This is a genomic window from Streptomyces sp. NPDC048254, assembly GCF_043201895.1.
In the GTDB taxonomy this organism is placed as follows: Bacteria; Actinomycetota; Actinomycetes; order Streptomycetales; family Streptomycetaceae; genus Streptomyces.
On the sequence record NZ_JBICZJ010000001.1, the window covers coordinates 971,451 to 995,107 of the forward strand.

20 protein-coding genes and 1 tRNA gene are annotated in these 23,657 nt (G+C 69.0%); 13 read left to right on the plus strand and 8 right to left on the minus strand.

Translation table 11 applies throughout. The features are described from left to right. Positions 1-48 precede the first annotated feature (48 nt). Together ACGFZQ_RS04400 and aceE are read right to left on the minus strand one after the other, a co-directional pair. Complete coding sequence (locus tag ACGFZQ_RS04400) at positions 49-894, minus strand: potassium channel family protein (protein ID WP_393839101.1); 846 nt, start codon at positions 892-894, stop codon at positions 49-51. A gap of 135 nt (positions 895-1,029) precedes the next feature. Next, positions 1,030-3,777, minus strand: a complete 2,748-nt coding sequence (aceE, locus tag ACGFZQ_RS04405) for a pyruvate dehydrogenase (acetyl-transferring), homodimeric type (protein WP_393839102.1) — start codon at positions 3,775-3,777, stop codon at positions 1,030-1,032. A 424-nt stretch (positions 3,778-4,201) separates the two neighbouring features. Here aceE and ACGFZQ_RS04410 point away from each other — a divergent pair, with 424 nt between their 5' ends. From ACGFZQ_RS04410 to ACGFZQ_RS04435, 6 genes are all read left to right on the plus strand, one after another. Next, on the plus strand, positions 4,202-4,639 hold the full coding sequence (locus ACGFZQ_RS04410; RefSeq protein ID WP_351692127.1) for a DUF3052 domain-containing protein: 438 nt from the start codon (positions 4,202-4,204) through the stop codon (positions 4,637-4,639). 118 nt (positions 4,640-4,757) lie between these two features. After that, positions 4,758-5,216 carry a peroxiredoxin gene (locus tag ACGFZQ_RS04415; protein WP_365795753.1) on the plus strand — a complete coding sequence of 153 codons (459 nt, stop codon included), beginning with the start codon at positions 4,758-4,760 and terminating at the stop codon, positions 5,214-5,216. Between the two features lie 175 nt (positions 5,217-5,391). Further along, a complete protein-coding gene (locus tag ACGFZQ_RS04420; RefSeq protein ID WP_393839103.1) occupies positions 5,392-5,967 on the plus strand; it encodes a TerD family protein in 576 nt (191 codons plus the stop codon). Between the two features lie 121 nt (positions 5,968-6,088). Next, positions 6,089-6,664: a TerD family protein gene (locus tag ACGFZQ_RS04425; RefSeq protein WP_351731584.1), complete on the plus strand. Its 576-nt coding sequence runs from the start codon at positions 6,089-6,091 to the stop codon at positions 6,662-6,664. A gap of 153 nt (positions 6,665-6,817) precedes the next feature. Beyond that, positions 6,818-7,963, plus strand: a complete 1,146-nt coding sequence (locus ACGFZQ_RS04430) for a DUF475 domain-containing protein (protein ID WP_351731587.1) — start codon at positions 6,818-6,820, stop codon at positions 7,961-7,963. Positions 7,964-8,083: 120 nt separating this feature from the next. Next, the gene (locus tag ACGFZQ_RS04435; protein WP_351731589.1) at positions 8,084-8,821 is read left to right on the plus strand and encodes a Tellurium resistance; all 738 of its coding nucleotides are present in this window, start codon (positions 8,084-8,086) and stop codon (positions 8,819-8,821) included. A gap of 19 nt (positions 8,822-8,840) precedes the next feature. Here ACGFZQ_RS04435 and ACGFZQ_RS04440 read toward each other — a convergent pair whose 3' ends face one another. Continuing rightward, positions 8,841-9,617, minus strand: coding sequence for a TerD family protein (locus tag ACGFZQ_RS04440; protein WP_393839104.1), 777 nt, complete (start codon positions 9,615-9,617; stop codon positions 8,841-8,843). A gap of 178 nt (positions 9,618-9,795) precedes the next feature. On the opposite strand from ACGFZQ_RS04440, the gene ACGFZQ_RS04445 reads away from it, so the two are divergent. Genes ACGFZQ_RS04445 through ACGFZQ_RS04455 form a run of 3 tightly spaced genes read left to right on the plus strand, consistent with a single transcriptional unit; the run spans position 9,796 to position 14,434 of the window. Continuing rightward, positions 9,796-10,968 carry an HpcH/HpaI aldolase/citrate lyase family protein gene (locus ACGFZQ_RS04445; protein WP_351731595.1) on the plus strand — a complete coding sequence of 391 codons (1,173 nt, stop codon included), beginning with the start codon at positions 9,796-9,798 and terminating at the stop codon, positions 10,966-10,968. Between the two features lie 29 nt (positions 10,969-10,997). Beyond that, positions 10,998-13,622 carry a phosphoribosyltransferase gene (locus ACGFZQ_RS04450; protein WP_393839105.1) on the plus strand — a complete coding sequence of 875 codons (2,625 nt, stop codon included), beginning with the start codon at positions 10,998-11,000 and terminating at the stop codon, positions 13,620-13,622. Further along, positions 13,622-14,434 (plus strand): HAD family hydrolase, encoded by an 813-nt coding sequence (locus tag ACGFZQ_RS04455; RefSeq protein WP_393839106.1) that lies wholly within the window; start codon positions 13,622-13,624, stop codon positions 14,432-14,434. The genes ACGFZQ_RS04450 and ACGFZQ_RS04455 overlap by 1 nt, the downstream gene beginning before the upstream one ends. Here the strand turns inward: ACGFZQ_RS04455 and ACGFZQ_RS04460 are convergent. Beyond that, positions 14,431-14,640 (minus strand): zinc ribbon domain-containing protein, encoded by a 210-nt coding sequence (locus ACGFZQ_RS04460; RefSeq protein WP_351731603.1) that lies wholly within the window; start codon positions 14,638-14,640, stop codon positions 14,431-14,433. The genes ACGFZQ_RS04455 and ACGFZQ_RS04460 overlap by 4 nt on opposite strands. Before the next feature lie 614 nt (positions 14,641-15,254). Between ACGFZQ_RS04460 and ACGFZQ_RS04465 the strand changes: the two genes are divergently transcribed. The 3 genes from ACGFZQ_RS04465 to ACGFZQ_RS04475 all read left to right on the plus strand — a co-directional run bounded on the left by ACGFZQ_RS04465 (position 15,255) and on the right by ACGFZQ_RS04475 (position 20,034). After that, on the plus strand, positions 15,255-17,375 hold the full coding sequence (locus ACGFZQ_RS04465) for a transglycosylase domain-containing protein (protein WP_393839240.1): 2,121 nt from the start codon (positions 15,255-15,257) through the stop codon (positions 17,373-17,375). Between the two features lie 47 nt (positions 17,376-17,422). Continuing rightward, on the plus strand, positions 17,423-18,718 hold the full coding sequence (locus ACGFZQ_RS04470; protein ID WP_351731605.1) for a hypothetical protein: 1,296 nt from the start codon (positions 17,423-17,425) through the stop codon (positions 18,716-18,718). Between the two features lie 149 nt (positions 18,719-18,867). Next, positions 18,868-20,034 (plus strand): amidase domain-containing protein, encoded by a 1,167-nt coding sequence (locus ACGFZQ_RS04475; protein ID WP_393839107.1) that lies wholly within the window; start codon positions 18,868-18,870, stop codon positions 20,032-20,034. On the opposite strand, the gene ACGFZQ_RS04480 is transcribed toward ACGFZQ_RS04475, so the two are convergent. Next, positions 20,022-20,561: a DUF4383 domain-containing protein gene (locus ACGFZQ_RS04480; RefSeq protein WP_393839108.1), complete on the minus strand. Its 540-nt coding sequence runs from the start codon at positions 20,559-20,561 to the stop codon at positions 20,022-20,024. The two genes, ACGFZQ_RS04475 and ACGFZQ_RS04480, sit on opposite strands and share 13 nt — an antisense overlap. Before the next feature lie 67 nt (positions 20,562-20,628). After that, a complete protein-coding gene (locus tag ACGFZQ_RS04485; RefSeq protein ID WP_393839241.1) occupies positions 20,629-21,936 on the minus strand; it encodes a hypothetical protein in 1,308 nt (435 codons plus the stop codon). A gap of 277 nt (positions 21,937-22,213) precedes the next feature. Here ACGFZQ_RS04485 and ACGFZQ_RS04490 point away from each other — a divergent pair. Beyond that, positions 22,214-22,285, plus strand: a tRNA-Val gene (locus ACGFZQ_RS04490). A 45-nt stretch (positions 22,286-22,330) separates the two neighbouring features. Here the strand turns inward: ACGFZQ_RS04490 and ACGFZQ_RS04495 are convergent. Together ACGFZQ_RS04495 and ACGFZQ_RS04500 are read right to left on the minus strand one after the other, a co-directional pair. After that, entirely contained in the window at positions 22,331-22,660 is a 330-nt protein-coding gene (locus ACGFZQ_RS04495; RefSeq protein ID WP_351731613.1) for a hypothetical protein, read from the minus strand. A 112-nt stretch (positions 22,661-22,772) separates the two neighbouring features. Continuing rightward, positions 22,773-23,420, minus strand: coding sequence for a TetR/AcrR family transcriptional regulator (locus ACGFZQ_RS04500; RefSeq protein ID WP_393839109.1), 648 nt, complete (start codon positions 23,418-23,420; stop codon positions 22,773-22,775). Between the last annotated feature and the right edge of the window lie 237 nt (positions 23,421-23,657).

The following is a 23,657-nucleotide window of genomic DNA, read 5'->3' on the forward strand; positions in this document are numbered from 1 at the left end:
GCGGCGGAGCCGCACATCGACACAGCCCCGCGCCCCTAAAGGGGCGCCTCAGCTGCGGGCAGTCGTGCTTCCCCCAGAGCCCGAAAGGCCTGGGGGGACCCCCAGGCGGCACGGGTGGGCGCAGCGGCACCCGGCCAGCGCCGGTGAGTGTCCCGCTGCGCCGGCCCCCACCCCCTCGCGCAGAGCAACCACCTCGGCCCGCAGCGCCCGCACCTCCTCGGTCAGCAGAGCGATCGCCTCCGTCTGCCGGCGCTCCTCCACGTCGTCCTTCTCGAACCGTGCGATGAACCACGTCGCGATGTTCGCCGTCACCACACCCAGCAGGGCGATCCCGGACAGCATCAGGCCGACCGCGATCATCCGGCCCAGCCCGGTCGTCGGCGCGTGGTCGCCGTACCCCACCGTCGTCATCGTCGTGAACGACCACCACAGCGCGTCACCCAGCGTGCGGATGTTCCCGTCCGGGGAGTCCCGCTCCACCGAGAGCACGGCCAGCGAGCCGAACATCAGCAGGCCGACGACCGCGCCCACCACATACGTCGTCAGCCGGATCTGCGAGGCCATCCGGGCCCGTCGCCCCACCAGCGTCAGCGTCGCGACGAGCCGGAGCAGCCGCAGCGGCTGGAGTATCGGCAGCACCACCGCGCACAGGTCTATCCAGTGCGTCCGCACGAACTCCTTGCGCCGGGGCGCCAGAGCCAGCCGTACGAGGTAGTCGAGAGCGAACGAACCCCACACCACCCACTCCGCCACCGTGCACGCGGCGGTGAGGACATGCCCTGCGGAACTGTCCACGATCGGCAGCGCGTAGGCGACGGCGAAGGCCACCGCGAGCGCCAGCAACGGCCGTTGGGTCACCTGCTCCCAACGCGCCTGCGCGGACTGTCGCTCCATGAGGGCATCGTAGGCACTGTCCGCGCCCCAAAGAGGCGCGGACAGCATCGGTCCGCGGCTCCGCCGCGTGGGCGCGACCAGCCACGACGTCGCCGCAGCCCCCCACCGCCCGCCGGCCGAAGCCGAGCGCAGCGGCTACGCGTCGCCGCCCGCCGCGCCCGGGTGCGCCGCCGTCACGTCCAGCAGCTGGTAGCGGTCGATGGCCTGCTTGAGCACCGAGCGGTCGAGCCTGCCCTCACGGGCCAGCTCGGTCAGGACCGCGACCACGATCGACTGCGCGTCGATGTGGAAGAACCGGCGTGCCGCGCCGCGCGTGTCGGCGAAGCCGAAGCCGTCGGCCCCCAGCGACTGGTACGTGCCCGGCACCCAGCGGGCGATCTGGTCCGGAACCGATCGCATCCAGTCGGAGACGGCCACGAACGGACCCTCGGCGACGCTCAGCTTGCGCGTCACGTACGGGGTGCGCTGCTCCTCCTCCGGGTGGAGGAGGTTGTGCTCCTCGCAGGCCACGGCCTCGCGCCGCAGCTCGTTCCAGGAGGTGGCGGACCAGACGTCGGCCTTCACGTTCCAGTCCGCGGCGAGGATCCGCTGCGCCTCGATCGCCCACGGGACCGCGACACCGGACGCCATGATCTGCGCCGGGACGGTGCCGTTCGTGCCCGCGCTGATCCGGTGGATGCCCTTGAGGATGCCCTCGACGTCCACGTCGGCCGGCTCGGCCGGGTGCTGGATCGGCTCGTTGTAGACGGTCAGGTAGTAGAAGACGTCCTCGCCGTGCGGGTGCTCGGCGTCACCGCCGTACATCCGGCGCAGGCCGTCCTGGACGATGTGCGCGATCTCGTACGCGTACGCCGGGTCGTAGGCCACGCATCCCGGGTTCGTCGAGGCGAGCAGCTGGGAGTGGCCGTCGGCGTGCTGGAGACCCTCACCGGTCAGGGTCGTACGGCCGGCGGTCGCACCCAGGACGAAACCGCGCGCCAGCTGGTCGGCCATCTGCCAGAACTGGTCGCCGGTGCGCTGGAAACCGAACATCGAGTAGAAGACGTAGACCGGGATGAGCGGCTCGCCGTGGGTGGCGTAGGCCGAGCCCGCCGCGATCAGGGAGGCCGTGCAGCCGGCCTCGGAGATGCCGTCGTGCAGCATCTGGCCGGTCGGCGACTCCTTGTAGGCGAGCAGCAGGTCGCGGTCGACCGCCTCGTACTGCTGGCCGAGCGGGTTGTAGATCTTCGCACTCGGGAAGAAGGAGTCCATGCCGAAGGTGCGGTACTCGTCCGGCGCGATCAGGACGAAGCGACGGCCGATCTCCTTGTCCCGCATGAGGTCCTTCAGGAGACGGACAAAGGCCATGGTGGTCGCGATGGACTGCTGGCCGGTGCCCTTCTTCACGGTCGCGTACGTCTTGTCGTCCGGCAGCGCAAGCGGCTGGGAGCGCACGACGCGGGTCGGGACGTAGCCGCCGAGCCCCTTGCGCCGGTCGTGCATGTACTGGATCTCCTCCGAGTTCCGGCCCGGGTGGTAGTACGGCGGCAGGCCGGACTCCAGCTCCTGGTCGGAGATCGGCAGGTGCAGCCGGTCCCGGAAGCCCTTGAGGTCGGCGACCGTCAGCTTCTTCATCTGGTGCGTGGCGTTGCGGCCCTCGAAGTTCGGGCCCAGCGTCCAGCCCTTGATCGTCTTGGCCAGGATGACCGTCGGCTGGCCCCGGTGCTCGGTGGCCGCCTTGAACGCCGCGTAGATCTTGCGGTGGTCGTGGCCGCCGCGGCCCAGGTGCAGGATCTGGTCGTCGCTCATGTGCTCGACCATCGCGCGCAGCCGCTGGTCGTCACCGAAGAAGTGGTCGCGGATGTACCCGCCGGACTCGGTGGCGTAGGTCTGGAACTGACCGTCGGGGGTCGTGTTCATCTTGTTGACCAGGACGCCGTCACGGTCCTGGGCGAGCAGCGGGTCCCAGGTGCGGTCCCAGACCAGCTTGATCACGTTCCAGCCGGCGCCCCGGAAGACCGACTCCAGCTCCTGGATGATCTTGCCGTTGCCGCGCACCGGGCCGTCGAGCCGCTGGAGGTTGCAGTTGACGACGAAGGTCAGGTTGTCCAGGCCCTCGCGCGCGGCGATGGACAGCTGGCCGAGCGACTCCGGCTCGTCCATCTCGCCGTCGCCGAGGAACGCCCAGACGTGTGACTTCGAGGTGTCGGCGATCCCGCGCGCGTGCATGTAGCGGTTCATCCGCGCCTGGTAGATCGCGCCGATCGGGCCGAGGCCCATCGACACCGTCGGGAACTCCCAGAAGTCCGGCATCGAGCGCGGGTGCGGGTAGCTGGAGAGGCCGTTCGGGTATTTCGACTTCTCCTGGCGGAAGCCGTCCAGCTGCTCCTCGCCGAGCCGGTCGAGCAGGAACGCGCGCGCGTAGATGCCGGGGGAGGCGTGCCCCTGGAAGAAGACCTGGTCGCCGCCGTGGCCGTCGTCCTTGCCGCGGAAGAAGTGGTTGAAGCCGACGTCGTAGAGGGACGCTGAGGAGGCGAAGGTGGCGATGTGGCCGCCGACACCGATGCCCGGACGCTGCGCACGGGAGACCATCACGGCCGCGTTCCAGCGGGTCGCGTTGAGGACCTTGCGCTCGATCTCCTCGTTGCCCGGGAAGAACGGCTCCGCGCGCGTGGGGATCGTGTTGACGTAGTCCGTGCTGCGCATCTCGGGTACGGCCACCCGCCGCTCGCGGGCGCGCTCGATCAGGCGGAGCATCAGATAACGGGCCCGTTCCCGGCCGCGCTCGTCCACGGCGGCGTCGAGCGAGTCGAGCCACTCCTGGGTTTCCTCGGGATCGAAGTCAGGAACCTGACTCGGAAGGCCGCCAATGATGATCGGGTTGCGATCGGATCCGGAAGCCACGCTGTTCCTTACCTGTCAGAGGGGCACTGATTCCCTGCGTTTTCCTGCATGTCCCTGCGTTTCCCTACACCGCTGTCCATCGTCCACCTCGGGGCAGCGCACGTCATCTCTACCGTGAGGTAACTCGGTCCCGGCCAAAACGCAACGATACGCCCGGGGTGTGACGTGCTTGGCAAACTCGTTCGACCGTCGTATGTGAGGATGATTCCGAAAGGAACATTGCGGGCAAAAGGGAGTGGTGTGTGCCACACCCGTCTGCGATACGGTGCCGGGAGTTGCGGCGACACGGCCGGGATCGTCACCGTTTCGGCGGTCTGAACGGCCGGGTACTTGCGCGATCCGTCCCGCCCGTGTGGACTACGGCCAATGCTTCGCGCACGCGCGTGGCTGAGTTAATCAACAAGACATGATCAGGAGGCAACCCGTGAGCGCGACCGCGGACCACGCGGAGGAGCGGACCACCCCTGCCGTCAGGCTGGGGTTCCAGCCAGACCAGGTGGTCCAGGAGATCGGCTACGACGACGACGTCGACCAGGAACTCCGCGAGTCCATCGAAGACACCATCGGCACCGAGTTGGTGGACGAGGACTACGACGACGTGGCCGACGCCGTGGTGCTGTGGTTCCGTGAGGATGACGGCGACCTGACGGACGCGCTGGTGGATGCCGTCACGTACATGGAGGAAGGCGGCTGGATCCTGCTGCTGACTCCGAAGACGGGCCGTGACGGCTACGTCGAGCCGAGCGACATCGGCGAGGCGGCCACGACCGCCGGCCTCTCGCAGACCAAGAGCGTCAGCGTGGGCAAGGACTGGAACGGCAGCCGGCTGCTGACCCCGAAGGGCGCCGCCAAGAAGCGCTGAGCCCCGCCCGGCGGACGGACCGAGCCCCGGTCCGTCCGTCGGCCTGCCGTGATCGCCGCGCGAAGGTCGCCGCATAGGGTGTCCTCACCCGAACAGCCCCTTACGAAGGGATGCAGCGATGGCGATCCAGGTCGGCGACAAGGCGCCCGACTTCGAGCTCAAGGACAACCACGGCCGGTCCGTGCGGCTGTCCGACTTCCGCGGCGAGAAGAACGTCGTGCTGCTCTTCTACCCGTTCGCCTTCACCGGCGTGTGCACCGGTGAGCTGTGCGAGCTGCGCGACCACCTGCCCCAGTTCGAGGACCGCGGCACCCAGCTGCTCGCCGTCTCCAACGACTCCATCCACACCCTGCGTGTCTTCGCCGAGCAGGAGGGCCTGGAGTACCCGCTGCTCAGCGACTTCTGGCCGCACGGCGAGACCTCACGCGCCTACGGCGTCTTCGACGAGGCCAAGGGCTGTGCGGTCCGCGGCACCTTCGTCATCGACAAGGAGGGCGTCGTGCGGTGGACCGTGGTCAACGGACTGCCGGACGCGCGCGACCTGAACGACTACGTGAAGGCGCTCGACGCCCTGTAGACCGCTTCGTGGACCGTTCGTCGATCCCCTAGGGGTCGACAGGGCCGACACCCGGTAATTCTTCGGGGTCCAGGGCCTGCGGGGGGCGGGAACCCGTCACTAGGATCGAATCGTTGATCCGGTATCCGAAGCACCACGGGGGCTCCCCGCCCCTGGACACCACAAGGGAGGACTCGTGGGAGTCAGCCTCAGCAAGGGCGGCAACGTATCGCTGACGAAGGAGGCCCCCGGCCTGACCGCGGTCCTCGTCGGTCTGGGCTGGGACGTCCGGACCACCACCGGCACCGACTTCGACCTCGACGCCAGCGCACTGCTGCTGAACGCAGAGGGCAAGGTCGGCAGTGACGCGAACTTCGTCTTCTTCAACAACCTCAAGAGCCCCGAAGGGTCGGTCGAGCACACCGGTGACAACCTCACCGGTGAGGGCGAGGGCGACGACGAGGTGATCAAGGTCAGCCTGGCCACGGTCCCCGCCGACGTCGAGAAGATCGTCTTCCCGGTGTCGATCTACGACGCCGACAACCGCCAGCAGTCCTTCGGCCAGGTCCGCAACGCGTTCATCCGCGTCGTGAACCAGGCCGGCGGCGCCGAGATCGCCCGGTACGACCTGTCCGAGGACGCCTCGACCGAGACCGCCATGGTCTTCGGCGAGCTGTACCGCAACGGCGCGGAGTGGAAGTTCCGCGCCATCGGCCAGGGCTACGCCTCCGGCCTGCGCGGCATCGCCCAGGACTTCGGCGTCAACGTCTGAGTCCGTCCGGGCGCCCGCCGAGGGCGTTCGAAAGTCCGCACTGTCCGGCGTCGCACCGTTTACGGTCGGCGCCGGACGTGCAGGACAACCGGAGAAACATCGCTAGGGGAGGACCAGCACCATGGGCGTCACGCTCGCCAAGGGAGGCAATGTCTCCCTCTCCAAGGCCGCACCGAACCTCACCAACGTCATGATCGGACTCGGCTGGGACGCCCGCTCCACCACCGGCGCCCCCTTCGACCTCGACGCCAGCGCGCTGCTGTGCAAGGACGGCCGGGTGCTCGGCGACGAGTGGTTCGTCTTCTACAACCAGCTCAAGAGCCCCGACGGCTCCGTCGAGCACACCGGAGACAACCTCACCGGTGAGGGCGAGGGCGACGACGAATCGATTCTGGTCGACCTGCCCAAGGTGCCGGCCGAGTGCGACAAGATCATCTTCCCGGTCTCCATCCACCTGGCCGACGATCGCGGCCAGACCTTCGGCCAGGTCTCCAACGCGTTCATCCGGGTGGTCAACCAGGCCGACGGCCAGGAGCTCGCCCGCTACGACCTCAGCGAGGACGCCTCCACCGAGACCGCCATGATCTTCGGCGAGCTCTACCGGTACCAGGGCGAATGGAAGTTCCGGGCCGTCGGCCAGGGCTACGCCTCCGGGCTGCGGGGTATCGCGCTCGACTTCGGTGTGAACGTCTCGTAGCACCCGTCACAGCCGGATGTAGGGCCCGCGCGAGCCGTAGGACACCGATGCCCTCTAGACTCCGTGGTCAACAGTGAGTAAAGCCGAGGCGGGAGAGACCCTCCCCCAGACTCCGTCTGGGAGGTACCCCCACACACCATGATTGGGTAACCAGTGCTTCTGAAAACCTTCGGTTGGTCGTTCGCGATCACCGCGCTCGGCCTGGTCGCCGCGGTCTTCTACGGGGGGTGGGAGGCCTTCGGCATCGTCGCGATCCTCGCCGTCCTCGAGATCTCCCTGTCGTTCGACAACGCGGTCGTCAACGCCGGAATCCTGAAGAAGATGAGTGCCTTCTGGCAGAAGATCTTCCTCACGGTCGGCGTTCTCATCGCGGTCTTCGGCATGCGGCTGGTCTTCCCGGTCGTGATCGTCGCGGTCACCGCCAAGATGGGCCCCATCGAGGCCGTCGACCTCGCGCTCAACAACAAGGACCGCTACCAGGAACTGGTCACCGACGCCCACCCGGCGATCGCCGCCTTCGGCGGCATGTTCCTGCTGATGATCTTCCTCGACTTCATCTTCGAGGACCGGGACATCCAGTGGCTGCGCTGGATCGAGCGCCCGCTGGCCAAGCTCGGCAAGGTCGACATGCTGGCGGTCTGCATCGCCCTGATCGTCCTGCTGATCACCTCCTTCACCTTCGCCGTCCACGCCCACCAGCACGGCGGCGGCCATGTCGACAAGGCGCAGACGGTCCTGATCGCCGGTATCGCCGGCCTGATCACCTACATGATCGTCGGTGGCCTCTCCGGCTTCTTCGAGGACCGGCTCGAAGCCGAGGAGGAACGCGAGCACGAGGAGGAGGAAGAGGCCGAGCGCACCGGCAAGAAGAAGTCGTCGGTCGTCCTGGCCGGCCAGGCAGCGTTCTTCATGTTCCTCTACCTGGAGGTCCTGGACGCGTCCTTCTCCTTCGACGGCGTGATCGGCGCGTTCGCCATCACCAACGACATCGTGCTGATGGCCCTCGGCCTCGGTATCGGCGCGATGTACGTCCGGTCGCTCACGGTCTACCTGGTCCGGCAGGGCACCCTCGACGACTACGTCTACCTGGAGCACGGCGCCCACTACGCGATCGGCGCGCTGGCGGTCATCCTGATGGTCACCATCCAGTACCAGATCCACGAGGTCATCACCGGTCTCGTCGGCGTCGTCCTGATCGGCTGGTCGTTCTGGTCCTCCGTGCGACGCAACCAGCGGTTGGCGGCGGCCGAGGGAAAAGCGGGGACGGACGAGAAGACTGAGGTCTCGTCCGGCGTCTGAACCGGCTCACCGGGCCGAAAACGGAGGGTGTGACACCCTTCTGGACGAGGAACGCTCTGTTCGGGGCGGCCGGCACGGTCGGCCGCCCCGAGGCGTCGGCGGAAGTCTCTGGGGGCGGGAATGGGTTTCTTCGACGGACTGCTGGGCGGAAGGGCGGCCGAGTTCGACTCGGGCAGCGCCGCGTCCAACGCCATCGAGCTCACCAAGCGGCACCAGCAGGTGTCCCTCACGAAGCAGGGCGCGGCCACCGGCAACCTGCGCATCAACCTCGCCTGGCGGATGCGGACGTCCGACTTCGACGGCGAACAGCGGACGAGCCTGTTCCGGCACCCCTTCAAGGCGCTCAGGCCGCCGGAGGTGCTCGGACACGGGCAGAGCATGGTCAACGTCGACCTCGACCTCGGGGCGCTGTACGAGCTGACCGACGGGAGCAAGGGCGTCGTACAGCCGCTCGGCGGCCTGCTCGGGGACGTGAACGCACCGCCGTACGTCAAGCTCAGCGGCGACGACCGGTTCGGGTCCGCGTCCGGCGAGACGATGTACGTCAACCTTGATCATCGGGACGACATCAGGCGGCTGCTGGTCTTCGTGTACATCTACGACCAGACGCCGGCGTTCGACCGTACCCACGCGATCGTGACGCTCTACCCCAGCAACGGGCCGCGGATCGAGATAGGCCTGGACGAACGGCATCCGCAGGCCCGGTCGTGTGCGGTGGTGATGATCGAGAACGTGAAGGGCGAACTGGTCGTCCGGCGTGAGGTGAAGTTCGTGTACGGGTTCCAGGGGGAGCTGGACCGGTTGTACGGGTGGGGGTTGCAGTGGGGGCGGGGTTACAAGACGAAGGTGGAGAAGTAGGGCGGCTACGGAGGTACCGTCACCGCCCGATGAACTGCGGTCCCTGCGGAGGCAGCCGGAAGTCCGTGTTCGGGACCGTCGCCACCGGGATCGGGGCCGGCGGGGGGTAGCCGTAGCCCGACTGGGGCTGCTGCTGGGGGTAGCCGTAGGCCGGCGAGGTCGGCTGCGGGTAGCCGTACGCCGGCTGGGCCGGGACCGAGGTCGGCTGCTCGGGCGGCAGCGGCTGGGAGGCCGGGAGCTCCTCCAGCGACTCCGACTCGTCCACCGAGATGCCGAAGTCGGTCGCCAGGCCCCTGAGGCCGTTGCTGTAGCCCTCGCCCAGCGCGCGGAACTTCCAGCCCTCGCCCCTGCGGTACAGCTCGCCGCAGATCAGGGCCGTCTCGGCGCCGGTCTCCGGCTTGATGTCGAAGTGGGCCAGCGGCTCGGCGTCGGGAGCCGAGGCGTCGTACAGCAGGATGCGCAGGGCGGGTACGTGTTCGAACGGGACGCCGTCCGCCGATGCGACCAGGAGGATTCGGCCGACGTTGGGCTCGACACCGGGGAGATCTGTCTGGATCGTGTCGGTGAGGCCTTCGGCCACCCGTTTCTTGCCCAGCCGCCAGACCTTCCCGGAAGGGTGCCGGGGCTGGTTGTAGAAGACGAAGTCCTCGTCGGAGCGCACACGTCCGTCGGGGCCGAGGAGCAGCGCCGAGGCGTCGACGTCCGGGACTCCCTGTCCGGGGGTCCAGCGCAGTACCGCGCGGACCGTGGTGGCCTCCACGGGGACGTTCGACCCCTTCAGCATCGCGTGCGTCATGCGGTCATCCTGCCCTCTCGGTCCTGGTCACGACAACGCGGGGGGCTCCCCGACCGACACAGGCGGGTTACCTGGAATTCATGCCCGGCGGGAACCCTCGACATGGCTTTGTACGTACTATTACCGGCCACCCTTTACCAATTTCACAGACTTGGTCTACGCCGCCGCGGGGAGTTTTATGCGTCATTTCGGGCACATCGCACCTGAGGTGCGGCAGCGTCTCTTCCACCAGGAGCCGTGCGAGTTCACCGCCGACTCCCCGGCCCGGCTGCTCTCGGCGGCCCTGGGCGCCACGCTGTACAGCCCGGCCACCCGGGAGCGGCTCGCCGACGACATCGTCAAACAGGCGGGACTCGGTGTGGTCTCGATGGTGCTGTGCCTGGAGGACTCCATCGGCGACGAGGACGTGGTGGCGGGCGAGGCGAACCTCGTCCGCCAGTTCGCCGACCTGGCCGCCCGGGTCCGGGCGGGCGTGGAGCTGCCGCTGCTCTTCATCCGGGTGCGCGAGCCCGAGCAGATCCCCGATCTGGTACGGCGGCTCGGCGGCAGCGTGTCGCTGCTGTCGGGGTTCGTGTTCCCGAAGTTCACCGAGGAGCGCGGTATCCCCTTCCTGGAGGCGCTGACCGGAGCCGAGGCGCGCAGCGGCCGCCGGCTCTTCGGGATGCCCGTCCTGGAGACGCCCGAGCTGATGTACCGGGAGACGCGCGTGGACGCCCTGGAGGGCATCGCCCGCGCCGTGGACAAGTACCGGAGCAAGGTGCTGGCTCTGAGGCTCGGGGTGACCGATTTCTGCTCCTCGTACGGGCTGCGGCGGGCACCCGACATGACCGCCTACGACGTGCAGATCATCGCCTCCGTGATCGCGGACGTGGTGAACATGCTGGGGCGGGCCGACGGCACCGGGTTCACGGTGACCGGGCCGGTCTGGGAGTACTTCCGGGTCCCCGAGCGCATGTTCAAGCCGATGCTCCGCTCCAGCCCCTTCCTGGAGGAGCAGGCCGTGGAACTGCGCAACCGCCTCATCGAACATGCCATGGACGGGCTGCTCAGGGAGATCTCCCTGGACCACGCCAACGGGCTGCTCGGCAAGACCTGCATCCACCCCTCGCACGTCATCCCCGTGCACGCGCTGTCGGTCGTCAGTCACGAGGAGTTCTCGGACGCCCAGGACATCCTCCGGCCGGAACGGGGCGGTGGGGGTGTGCTTCGCTCGGCGTACACGAACAAGATGAACGAGGTGAAGCCGCACCGCGCCTGGGCCGAGCGGACCATGCTGCGGGCCGAGGTGTTCGGCGTGGCCAACGAGGACGTCGGCTTCGTGGAGCTGCTCGCCGCCGGAATCCCCGGCTGACGGGCCCTAGGGGACGACACAGGAAACGCATGAACATCGCAGTGAACAACGGGGACTGGTCCGGCAGCTGGGTCGCGGAGCGACTCGGCGTCGAACTCGTGGGCGACGACGGCCTGCGGGCCCTGCTCGGACTGGCCCTGCGCCGCAACCCCAAGCGGGCCCACCTGCTGGTCTCCAACGTGCTCGGCAAGCACGTGCCGCAGTCGCCCGCGGTGGTCTACGGCCACGGGTTCACCCTCGGCCGCCGGGTGCGTGAACTCCTCGGCGACGAGGAGGCGGCCCGGGCCGTGGTGGTGGGCTACGCCGAGACGGCCACCGGCCTCGGCCACTCCGTCGCGGACGGCATCGGCCTCGCCCCCTACCTGCACTCCACACGGCGCCCGGTCCCGGGCGTCACCCCGGCCGGCGGCTTCGAGGAGTCCCACTCCCACGCGACCTCGCATCTGCTGCTCCCGGAGGACCCGGCGCTGCTGGCCGGCGAGGGCCCGCTGGTCCTGGTGGACGACGAGTTCTCCACGGGCAACACGGTCCTGAACACGATCAGGGACCTGCACGCCCGTTATCCGCGGAAACGTTACGTCGTGGTGGCTCTGGTGGATATGCGCTCGACGGCGGACGCGGGTCGCCTCGCGGATCTCGCCGGTGAGATCGGCGCGAGGGTGGACCTGGTGGCCGGCGCGTCGGGGACGGTACGGCTGCCGGAGGGGGTGTTGGAGAAGGGGCAGGAGCTGGTGGCGCGGTACGAGGAGAGTGCCGCGAATGGTGACCGGCCGGGTGCGGCGCCGTCTGGGCTGAGCGCGCAGTTTCCCGCGCCCCTAGGTGGGTGGACTGGTAGTCGCCTTCAAGGGCAACGCCCTGAAGGGGCGCGGGGCTGTGTTGAATCTGCGGCTACCGCCGCGCGGGCGCGAACGGCCCCCACCGGCCCGCAGCCGACCGACAACGGCACCACCCCCCACCCCACCCACCCCACCCGCGTCGACCTGCACTGGCCACACGGCCTCCCCGACGGCGGACGGCACGGCTTCACCCCGGCCCACCGAATACGCCTCGAAACGGCCCTCCCCGCCATGGCCGCACGCCTCGCCGAGGCCCTGCCCCCCGACGCCCGCCGCGTACTCACCCTCGGCTTCGAGGAGCTGATGTACGCCCCCCTCCGGGTCGCCCGTGAGCTGGAGCCCCTCGTCGCCGCCGAGGTGCGGTACTCCACCACCACCCGCTCGCCCGTCCTGGCCGTCGACGACCCCGGCTACGCCATCCGCAGCCGTCTCGTCTTCCCGGCCCACGACAACCCCGCCGACGGCCCCGGCGAGCGCTACGCGTACAACGTGGCAGGCGCCGGCTTCGACGCGGTGGTCGTCTTCGTCGACTCCGCCGGCGACACCCCCGAACTGCACGCACCGGACGGCCTGTTGGCCCGGCTCGGCGCGCATGCCCCGCATGTCCTGCTCGCGGTTGTACCGTCGTACGCCCCCGCGCTGACCGAAGAGAGCCCCGCCATGCTGCCCGAGCCCCTCCGCGGCCCCGCCTTCTCCTCGTATCCGCCGGAGGACGTCGGCTGGCTGCTCCAGGACCTCTCGGACGTCCAGCTGGAGGCGCCGACCGAGGAGCGCGAGGAGGCGGTCCAGAGCGGCGGCGCGCACTACGCCGAGTCGCTGCCGATGGAGTACCAGCCGAGCGAGCAGTACCAGGCGTTGTTCCACGCGGCCCTGGAGACCTCGGCGGCGCGGATCGCGCAGGCGGTCGGGGTCGTCACCGAGACCGTGCTGGCCGAACGGTCGCCGCGGCCGGTCCTGGTGTCGCTGGCGCGGGCCGGGACCCCGGTGGGCGTCCTGATGCGCCGCTGGGCGCGGTTCCGGTACGGCGCCGAGCTGCCGCACTACGCCGTGTCGATCGTGCGCGGCCGCGGTATCGACGCGAACGCGCTGCGCTGGCTGGCCGCGCACCACGAGCCGCGGGACGTCGTGTTCGTGGACGGCTGGACCGGGAAGGGCGCGATCACCCGGGAACTCGCCGACGCGATCGGGGAGTTCGAGGAGCGGGAGGGCGTCTCCGGGTTCGACCCGGAGATCGCGGTGCTCGCGGACCCCGGGTCGTGCGTGCGGACGTACGGCACCCGGGAGGACTTCCTGATCCCCTCCGCCTGCCTCAACTCGACGGTCTCCGGGCTGATCTCGCGGACCGTGCTGCGGGCCGACCTGGTGGGTCCTGACGACTTCCACGGCGCGAAGTTCTACCGCGAACTGGCCGGGGCCGATGTGTCCGTGGCCTTCCTGGACGCGGTCGCGGCGCGGTTCGAGGAGGTCGTGGACGCGGTGGACGACGCCGTGAAGGAGCTGGCCGTCGCGGACCGCACGCCGACCTGGGAGGGCTGGGCGGCCGTCGAGCGGATCAGCGAGGAGTACGGCATCCACGACGTGAACCTCGTCAAGCCGGGCGTGGGGGAGACCACCCGGGTGCTGCTGCGCCGGGTGCCCTGGAAGATCCTGGCGCGGGCCGGGGCGGGCGCCGACCTGGACCATGTGCGGCTGCTGGCCGAACAGCGCGGTGTGCCGGTGGAGGAGGTCGGCGAACTGCCGTACACCTGTGTCGGGTTGATCCATCCCAAGTACACGCGCGGGGCGACCGGCGCCGACGGCAAGGCGGTGAACGTCTGATGGCGCTGCTGGTGGCGAGCGACCTCGACCGTACGCTCATCTACTCGGCGGGTGCCCTGGCGCTGACCATGCCGGACGCGCGGGCGCCCCGGCTGCTCTGTGTCGAGGTGCACGAGAGCAGGCCGCTGTCGTACCTGACCGAGACCTCCGCGCGATTGCTGACCGAGCTCGGGGACGCGGCCGTCTTCGTGCCGACGACCACCCGGACCCGTAAGCAGTACGAGCGGATCAACCTGCCGGGGCCCGCGCCGCGGTACGCCATCTGTGCCAACGGCGGGCATCTGCTGGTGGACGGGGTGTCCGACGGGGACTGGCACGGGCAGGTGCTGGCACGGCTGGCCGACGAGTGCGCGCCGCTGGACGAGGTGCGGGCGTACCTGACGGAGCACGCCGACCCGGTGTGGCTGCGCAAGCTCCGGGTCGCCGAGGACCTGTTCGCCTACCTGGTGGTGGAGCGGGAGCTGCTGCCCGAGGAGTGGGTGAAGAGCCTCGCGGTGTGGGCGGAGAACCGCGGCTGGACGGTGTCGTTGCAGGGGCGGAAGATCTACGCCGTGCCGAAGCCGCTGACGAAGAGCGCGGCGATGCGGGAGGTCGCGCGGCGGACCGGCGCCGAGCTGACGCTGGCCGCGGGGGACTCGCTGCTCGACGCCGACCTGTTGCTGGCCGCGGACCGTGGCTGGCGCCCGGGGCACGGCGAGTTGGCCGACGCCGGATGGGCCGGGCCGGCCGTCGTCGCGTTGCCGGAACGCGGGGTGCTGGCCGGAGAACGAATCCTTCGGGAATTCCTGAAGACGGTCCGTACGGAGGGCTAGCCGCAGCAGCCGCCGCCGCAGCAGCCGCCGGAGCTGGGGGCGGCGGCGGGTGCGGAAGCCGTACCGCCCACCGCCACTGTGGACAAGAGCTTTACGGTGTCTTCATGCCCTTGCGGGCATGCTGCCGGAGCGGACGACTCGGCCATGGGGCGGGACAGTTCGAAGGTGTCGCCGCAGGTGCGGCAGCGGTACTCGTAGCGGGGCATGGGGACAGGCTAACGGGAGTACTGAGGAAGTGATGGGCATCACTGCACCTCAGAATTTCATGAGTGTTCCTTTCTGTCCGATACTTGTGCGGAGATTTTGAAAAGATCGCTGATAATTTAAGCTGGCCGCGAGGAGCCGAAAGACCGGGGGATGAGGGGGGCTCGCAGCGCCGCGCCCGCCGCGGACCTGCCACCCGTCGTGTCTAACCGCGCGCGCAAGACCGAGTGCGAGGGGAGACGCAGTCGTGACGGACGCATCGGAGCGGACGGACGACCCGGAGGACGGCCATGACCAGGCCGGATCCCGGGATCGAAAGCCGTTCGAGCCGGACGCGACCCTGCATCTGAAGGTCGACGGCCTGCGCGCGGAGCATGCTCCGCGGCAGAAGGGCGACGACGCTCAGCGTGCGCAGGAGGTCGCACGGCAGAAGGCAGAGGCGCTGTGGAACGAGCTGCACGCCCTGCGGGCGGAGAAGGCCGACGCCGCGAAGGCGGAGAAGGGCGCGGGCGACATCCCGGCGCCCCGTGCGGGAGAGCGGCGGAAGAAGCCGGACCCGCCGAGGCATGACGAGACCCTGCATCTGAAGGTGGACGCCCTGCGGGCGGACGTCACGATGCAGATCCGGGTGCCCGAACAACGCCGGCCGGAGCCGGAGCCGGAGCCGGAGCCGGCGGCCTCGGGCGGCCGTGCCGAACGGCGCCGCAGCGCCCGCCCGTCGCCGCGTGAACGCGTGCTGGCGGCGGTGGCGGGACTCCGGGCCCTCGTGGGTCCCCGGCTCGCGCCACTGGCCCCGTACGCGCGGAAGCTGCGCCCCGAGTACCCGCGGCCCGGCCGGACCGGCTGGCGGCGCTGGATGCCCTCCTGGCGGCAGTGGCTGGGAGGCTTTCTCGGGAGCATCGGCCTGACCGGGCTGTTCCTCGTCGTCGCCTACGCGGCCACGGACATACCGTCCAACCTCAACACGTACGCCACCCAGCAGGACAATGTCTACTTCTGGTCCGACGGGACGCCGATGGCCCGGACCGGCTGGGTGCAGCGGCAGGACATGCCGCTCAAGGACATACCGGTGGACGTGCGCTGGGCGGTGCTCGCGGCGGAGAACGAGAGCTTCTACTCCGACCCCGGTATCTCCGTCAAAGGCATAGCCCGGGCCCTGTATCGCACGGTCGGTGAAGGGGACACCGAGGGCGGGTCCACTATTACCCAGCAATATGTGAAAAACGTCTATCTGACACAGAACCAGACGGTGAGCCGTAAATTCACCGAGGCGATGATCTCCCTCAAGCTCGACAACAGGATGAGCAAGGACCAGATCCTGGAGGGCTACCTCAACACCAGCTGGTTCGGCCGCGGGACGTACGGCATCCAGCGCGCCGCCCAGGCCTACTACGGCAAGGACGTCGGCCAGCTGAACGCCAGCCAGGCCGCCATGCTCGCCTCGCTGCTCAAGGGCGCCGGACTCTACGACCCGACGCTGAGCAAGGCCAACCACAAGCGCGCGGTGGAGCGTTGGTCCTGGATCCTGGACCGGATGGTCAAGATCGGCAAACTGTCGCCGGCCGAACGGGCCAAGTACAAGACCTTCCCGGACCCGATCAAGAACAACAAGGTGTACGACACCGGCAGTCAGAGCGACTATCTGGTCGAACTGGCCCAGCAGTACGCCAAGAAGTCCGCCCACATCTCGGACAAGCAGTTCGACCTCGGCGGATACCAGATCTACACGACCTTCGACCGCAAGAAGGAGGACACCCTCACCAAGGCGGTCAACAAGGCCCGCAAGGCGGCCAAGGAGAGCGACCCCGACCTTGCGAAGGCCGCACACTACGGCGCCGCCTCGGTCGCCACCGACGGACGGATCGTCGCCGTGTACGGCGGACCCGACCACCGTACGCAGGGCTACAACGAGTCCAACTCGACCACCGTCCCGGCCGGTACCGCCTTCCTGCCCTTCGTCTACGCCGCAGGGCTCCAGAACGGCGTCCACAAGGAGCGCGGCGGGGCCGCCACCTCGGTCACCCCGGAGACCCTCTACGACGGGAACGACAAGGTCCCCGTCACGACGCCGGACGGGCCGTACTGGGACCGCAGCGGCAAGAAGGTCTTCGCGAACAACGACAACGGGACGTCCTACGGACAGATCAGCCTGGGCCAGGCCCTCGCCCAGTCCGTGAACACACCGTTCATGCAACTCGGCATGGACACCGGGCTCGACAAGGTGCGGTCCACCGCGGTGGCATCCGGGCTGCTCTCCGACAGCATCGGGGCACAGGTACCGACGCTGTCCATGGGCAGCTCCACGCCCAGCGCGATCCGGATGGCGAGCGGCTACGCCACCTTCGCGGCCGGCGGCAACCACACCGAGCCGTACTCGGTCGCCAAGATCACCCGCAACGGCCACCGGGTCGTCCTCGACACCCCGCAGCCGACCCGCGCGGTCCGCGACGACGTGGCCGAGGAAGTCCAGCAGGCACTCACCGAATCGTTCCGCCTCGCCCACCCGACCGCCTCCGCCAGTGCCGGAGCGGCGGGCAAGGCGGGCACCACCAACGCCACCGGCAAGGACACCGCCTCCTGGTACACCGGCACGGCCTCGTCCGTGACCACGTCCGTCGTCGTCTACCGCATCGACCTGAACAAATCCCTGGAGCCGCTCCCGCTCAAGGGACTCGCCGGCACCGGCGACGACAACGTCCCGTACGCGGTCTGGGCACAGGCCATGGGCCTTGACTGACCACCGAAGCCCGAAGCTCCCCACACCACCCGCAGAATGAGCCCCGCATGAAGCCCCGCACGAAGCCGACAACCGGCGGCCACCGACGCAAGGCGCCCGCCCGTGACCGCCGTCCAGCCCGCCCGGAGTTCCTGACCCTGGCCGCCTTCCTCGTCGTCGCCTCCCTCGTCGCGGGCTATCTGGTGCTCACCAGACAGGACGACACGGCACCCACCGCCGCCGGCACCAGAAAGGCCTCCCCGTCGCCGTCGGCGAGCCCGAAGTGGGACGGCAAGACCAAGATCCTCGGGGACGGGTCGACGTCGTACACCGGGCCGCAGACCGGCCAGTTGAAGCCCGAGAAGCTCAAGCCGGGTGAGAAGCCGCCCCAGTTCGTCGTCTTCTCCTGGGACGGCGCCCTGGAGGGCGACGACCATCTCTTCTCGCACTACCGGGAGATGGCCAAGGAGTACAACGCCCACATGACCTTCTTCCTCACCGGCATCTACCTGCTGCCCAAGAGCAAGAAGTCGCTCTACACCGGGCCCATGCACTCCCCGGGCGACGCCGCCATCGACTACGCCACCGACGCACACATCCGCACCACGCTGGAGCAGCTGCGCGAGGCCTACAACCAGGGCAACGAGATCGGCACCCACTTCAACGGCCACTTCTGCGAGAAGAAGGGCGGCGGCGAGTGGAGCGTCGCGCAGTGGAAGAGCGAGATCGACCAGTTCTACAAGTTCGTGGAGAACTGGAAGACCAACACCGGCTTCAAGGACATCCCCGCCCTGCCCTTCGACTTCAAGCAGGAGGTCGTCGGCGGCCGCGCCCCCTGCCTGGAAGGCCAGCCCAACCTGCTCAAGGCCCTGCAGAAGTACGGCTACAACTGGAAGTACGACGCCAGCTCCCCCGGTGACTACCAGATATGGCCGTCCAAGAAGAACGGCCTCTGGAACTTCCCGCTGGAGCTGCTGCCCTACGGCGACAACATCCAGGCCCTGTCGATGGACTTCAACTTCCTCTACAACCAGTCCAACGGAGAGGTCGACGGCGACTCGTCCCAGTACGCCACCTGGGAGCAGGAAACCGTCAACTCCTACATGAACGGCTTCAACCGCGTCTACTACGGCAGCCGGGCCCCGCTGTTCATCGGCAACCACTTCGAGGACTGGAACGGCAGCATCTACATGAAGGCCATCGACCAGATCATCCCGAAGATCTGCACCAAGAAGGGCGTCAAGTGCGTCTCCTTCAAGGAACTCGCCGACTGGATGGACGCCCAGGACCCGGAGACCCTCGCCCGCCTGCGCTCCCTGGACCCGGCACAGGCCCCGGCCGACTGGTCGACCATCGTCAAGTGACCACGGCGAAGTGACCGCAGCGGGTGACACGGTTCAAGTACCGGGCACGGAAAGCGATTCCCCGGATGCAACCCCCTTCACAGGAGCCACACATGCCGTGCGAAGATGCCGTCGCCCGGTAGGTGTACCGGCGTAGAGGGGAAACACCATTGAAATCCAGAAAACTGAGCCGTAAGCGCAGCCGTGCGGCCATAGTGACGGCGGCGGCCGCCTCGGTCGTCGCCGGCGTCGCCCTCGTGCCCAACTGGAGCGCGGGCGCGGCCGTCGTCGACGACCCGACCGTGGACGCCGCGACCAAGGCGACCTTCCAGAAGCTGGCCGACGCGGTCTTCACCGACCGCACCCAGGCCCTCGTGCGCGGGGCCACCACGAAGCAGAGCACGTCCCGCTTCTCCGGCGACGTCCGCCTCTCCAGCACCCAGTCGCGTGACGAGAACTCCGCACTGACCCAGCTGCGCGGCCGCCAGAACAGCCTCGCCAAACTCGGTGAGACGTACAGCGCCGGCAACACCCGGGTCACGCTCGACGCGACCCGCGTCACCGGCCGTACCGCCAAGGCCGACGTCACCGAGACCACGACGCTGACCTACGCGAAGGCCACCGGCGACGCGCCGAAGACCACCGGCTTCCAGTCCCACCACGAGCTGACCTTCAAGGCCGACCAGCAGGGCACCTGGCAGCTCACCACCATCAAGGACACGGACGACGGCGGCCTCGCCGTCAACACCCTGTCCAAGCCCTCGGTCAAGGCGCCCGCCACCGGCGACGACGGCGACACCATGCCGAACGCCCCGCGCGCGGCGACCACCCGCAACCCGGTGGCCGTCCCGAAGACCAGCACCACGTACGACTACAAGGCCATGGCGACCTACGCCGAGAAGTACTGGAACGTCTACAACAAGGACTACCCGGACTTCAACGGCCACGCGGACGGCGGCGACTGCACCAACTTCGTCAGCCAGTCCCTGAAGGCCGGCGGCTGGAAGCACGTCCCCGGCTACGTCTACGACTACACGAAGTGGTTCGGCACCGCCGACATCCAGTCGGACTCGTTCGTCGGCGTCAACGAATGGTCCTGGTTCGCCCAGAACTCCAAGCGGACCACCCCGCTCGCCAACGTCTACCAGCTGGAGGTCGGCGACGTCCTCCAGATGGACTTCGACCGGGACGGGTCCAAGGACCACACGATGATCGTGACGTACAAGAGCAACGGCATCCCGTACGTCACGTACCACTCGAACAACACCCTGCGCAGGTCGGTGGCGAGCCTCGTCGCGTCGTACCCGAACGCGTACTACTACGCCTACCGCACCTGATCACCGGAGGTGACGGCCCGCTGCTCCGCATCGGGGTGGCGGGCCCGCCAGTACGGGTTGTCGTGCGGCAGGTTCGTACTGACCCTGCCGTACATCCCGAACACCATCAGCACGATGCCCACCACGAAACTGAACAGCACGTTCTGGATCCTGAAGGCCAGGAAGTTCGAGTCCGTGTCGAGCAGGCCCAGGAACAGGAAGCCGTTCAGGATGAACAGCACACCGAGCACCATGTTCAACGTGGACGCGAAGTTCCCGCCGATCACCATCCCGACGAACAGCAGGACGCCGACACAGATCGACAGCACGCTCAGCGCGCCGTTGGTGTTCAGACCGATCGCGGTGTTGCCGCCGGTGTCGAAGAACCCGATGTTGTCGGTGAGCCCGAGGATGCCGAAGGCCAGCAGGAACAGACCCATCAGGCCCGCCCCGATCCGGTAGACCCTGTTCAGACGGTGGTCGACGGGCAGCGCCTCGTCGAACATGATCCGCTGCCGCGGCCCCGGGCGCGTTACGTGTGAGGCCATCTCCGCCTCCTGATCTCGAATGCGGGCTCTACCCAATATCCGCCCGCACCGCCCCGTCGGCAACGGCTCACGGATGACCGGTGCCCCGGTCCTCCCGGATCTGCCCGACCACCCGCGTCACCGACGCCCGCACCGACTCCGTCTCCGTCAGGAAGTGCCAGTAGTCGGGATGACGCCCCTCCAGCGTCCCGATCGCCCGCTCCAGCCGGGCCACCGCGTCGTCCAGGGGCCGCGCGTGCCGCGGATCGGGACTGTTGCGCCCGGACATCGCCAGCCGCTGCGCGTCCCGGATCGCGAACCGGGTCCGCTCGATCTCCGCCTGCGGATCCTTCTGCACGGCGTTCAGCCGGGCCAGCCGGTCACCGGCCGCCGACACCGCCTCGTCGGTGCTGTTCAGCAGCGCCCGCACGGTGGACAGCAGCGAGGTGGCGTCCGCCCACTTCTGCGCGTCCCGGGCGGCCTGCGCCTCCTTCAGCTTCTGCTCGGCCTGCCGGACGTTCTCCGCGGCCTGCCGGGGCACCTGCTGCAGATCCTGCCAGCAGGCCGCCGAGAACCGCCGCCGCAACTCGCTCAGCACCGGGTCCACCTGCCCGGCCCGGGTGGTCAGCGCCTGCGCGCGCGTGCGCAGACTCACCAGCCGGTGGTCGATCTCGGCGGCCTTCTCCGGCAGCCGCTCCGCCTCGACCCGGATGGCCTCGGCCTCCCGCTGCACCCGCCCGGCCCGCTCCAGGGTCGCCTGCACACCGTGCTGCCCCGCACCCTGATTGAGCTTCGTCAGCTCCGGCGAGAGCGCGGCCAGCCGGGCCGCCAGCTCATCGGCCCTGATCCGGGTCTCCCGCACGGCATCCAGCGCGTTGCTGGCCGCCAGCAGCGCCTGCCGGGCCCGCTCCACGGCCGGCGCGAGCCGCGCCAGCTGCGTCTCGGCCTTGCCCAGCAGGGGCCCGAGCGAATCCCCGAACCGGTCCAGCTCCCCCTTGACCCGGACCAGCTCGTCCTTGGCCCCGGAGATCTCCCCGCGCGCCCGCGCCGCGACCGCGGCTTCGAGATCGTCCCGGTCCAGGTCGTAGGCGTCTATGGCCTGGATGTACCGGTTGCTGACCTCGTCGATGCGCCGCCCCAGCGCCTCGAAGTCGGAGACGGCACGACGGGCGGCCGGCGTGTCGTCGACGGCGGAGATGGTCTCTATGGAGATCCGCAGATCCCGCTGGGCGGTGTCCAGCTCGTAGAAGGCGTTGGCCGCGGCGTCCTTGGCCGCCTGGGCCTCGGCCCGCTGGCTCTCCGCCCGCCCGCCGAACCACCGCCGGGTACCGCCCCCGGCGAACGCCCCCGGCACCACGAGCACGGCGAGCAACGGCAGGCTCACGAGGGTGAACATGTCCCGCAGAGGAGTGCGCCGGTCCCGCTCGGGGGGCGAGTACGACTGCTCGGATGCCGCCGAAGTCGCCGATGTCGCCGTCACTTCTCCCTCTCCCGTGCCGCGGTGCGCCCCAGTGTGCTGGCGGTCCTCACATTCTCCCACCAGTGAAAGACGAACACACGGGCCGGTCAGTTCGCGGTTCGCGGGATCGGTCCGCGGTATTTCCCGGCGGGTTCGGCCCGGATACGGGTTTGCGGGACAGTGCCTCGGGCAATGTAGGCTGTCGACTCGTCTCGGGTGCGTAGCTCAGTGGTAGAGCGCCTGCCTTACAAGCAGGATGTCGGCGGTTCGAAACCGTCCGCGCCCACGTGAAGAGGACCCCGGCCGATGCGGCCGGGGTCCTCTCGTGCTCTCAGGTCTCCTCGCTCGCATGCTTGAGGCGGCTTCGGGCGTCCACCCGGTCCGGCGCCGTGACCTCCGCCCAGAAGCGGTGGCCGCTGACGAAGACGGCGAGTTCGTGTTCGCGGCGGCGCAGTTTCTCCACCTCGGCCTGTTCGTCCTCGGTCCAGCCCGGGGAGGCGGGGCGCTCCACCTTGCGCCAGCCGCCGCCGTCACTGAATCCGTCCAGCGGCACGACCGACCAGGGGAGCCGCTTCAGCAGGGCCGACAGCTCGGCCCGGACCTGATGCAGCTCCTCCTGACCGGCGAGGAGGTCACTCGGAAAGTCATAGGTCGCAGCCACGCGGCAATGGTACGCCTGTTCGATTTTAGGTGGCGAGTTGGTTCGTGGGGTTCATGTGTTCGATGGCGTGTGCGCTGAAGGGGCTTGAGCGTTGTCGCCGGCGCCTCTGGGCTCAATCCGCTGGTCCAGGCCGCGCAGGACTCGCTCCCGCGTCGACGGCCTGGGCTGTCTGCCGCTGAGGAGGCGCGGAGGCGGCACTGAACAGCGCGTGCACGGCTGCACCGACCTGGGTGGCGACGATCTCGGGGGTGGAGGCGTCGAGCTTGCCGTCCAGGTGCAGGAAGGCAAGGCCGTGGACGAGGGCCCATGCCGTGGTCGACAGGGTGTCCGCGTCCGAAGTGGGAAAGGCGGCTCGGACGATGCCGTGGACGTACTCCGAGATGACCGCGGTCGCGGCGACTCGTTCCTCGCTGGTCGGGTCGCAGGGCTCGGCGAACATCGTCCGGAACAGGGCGGGGTGGTCGAGCGCGAACCGCACGTAGGCGACGGCGACGGCGGCCAGATCGTCGGGTGTCGCGGGGGAGGGGTGGGCCGCGGCCAGGTCCCTGGCGAGTTCGCGGTATCCCTCGGCGGCGACCGCGGAGACCAGGGCGTCACGGTCCGCGAAGTGACGGTAGGGGGCTGTCGCCGACGCGCCGGCTCGGCGTGCCACTGCTCGCAGTGACAGTGCGGCGCTGCCGTCTTCTTCCAGCAGCGCTCGCGCGGCGCGCAGGCAGGCGGCACGCAGATCTCCGTGGTGGTACGCGGTGGCTTGCGGCACAGGTCACACTCCCTCATGTTTACGCCGCTTACATCATCCCCTAATGTGAACGGTGCATACATCGTAGGCGACTCCGCGAAGTCCGCGACCGCCTTCCGAGCGGACGCCGGCGCCACCGGACGTACGCGCTCGCTCGTCCCGAACGCGGCGTGCGCCGTTCAGGCCACGCGGGAGATCGTCCCCGGCCGCGCGCCATGTATTCAACGTAAACATCGGGCTCCTCGTCGAGGACATCAG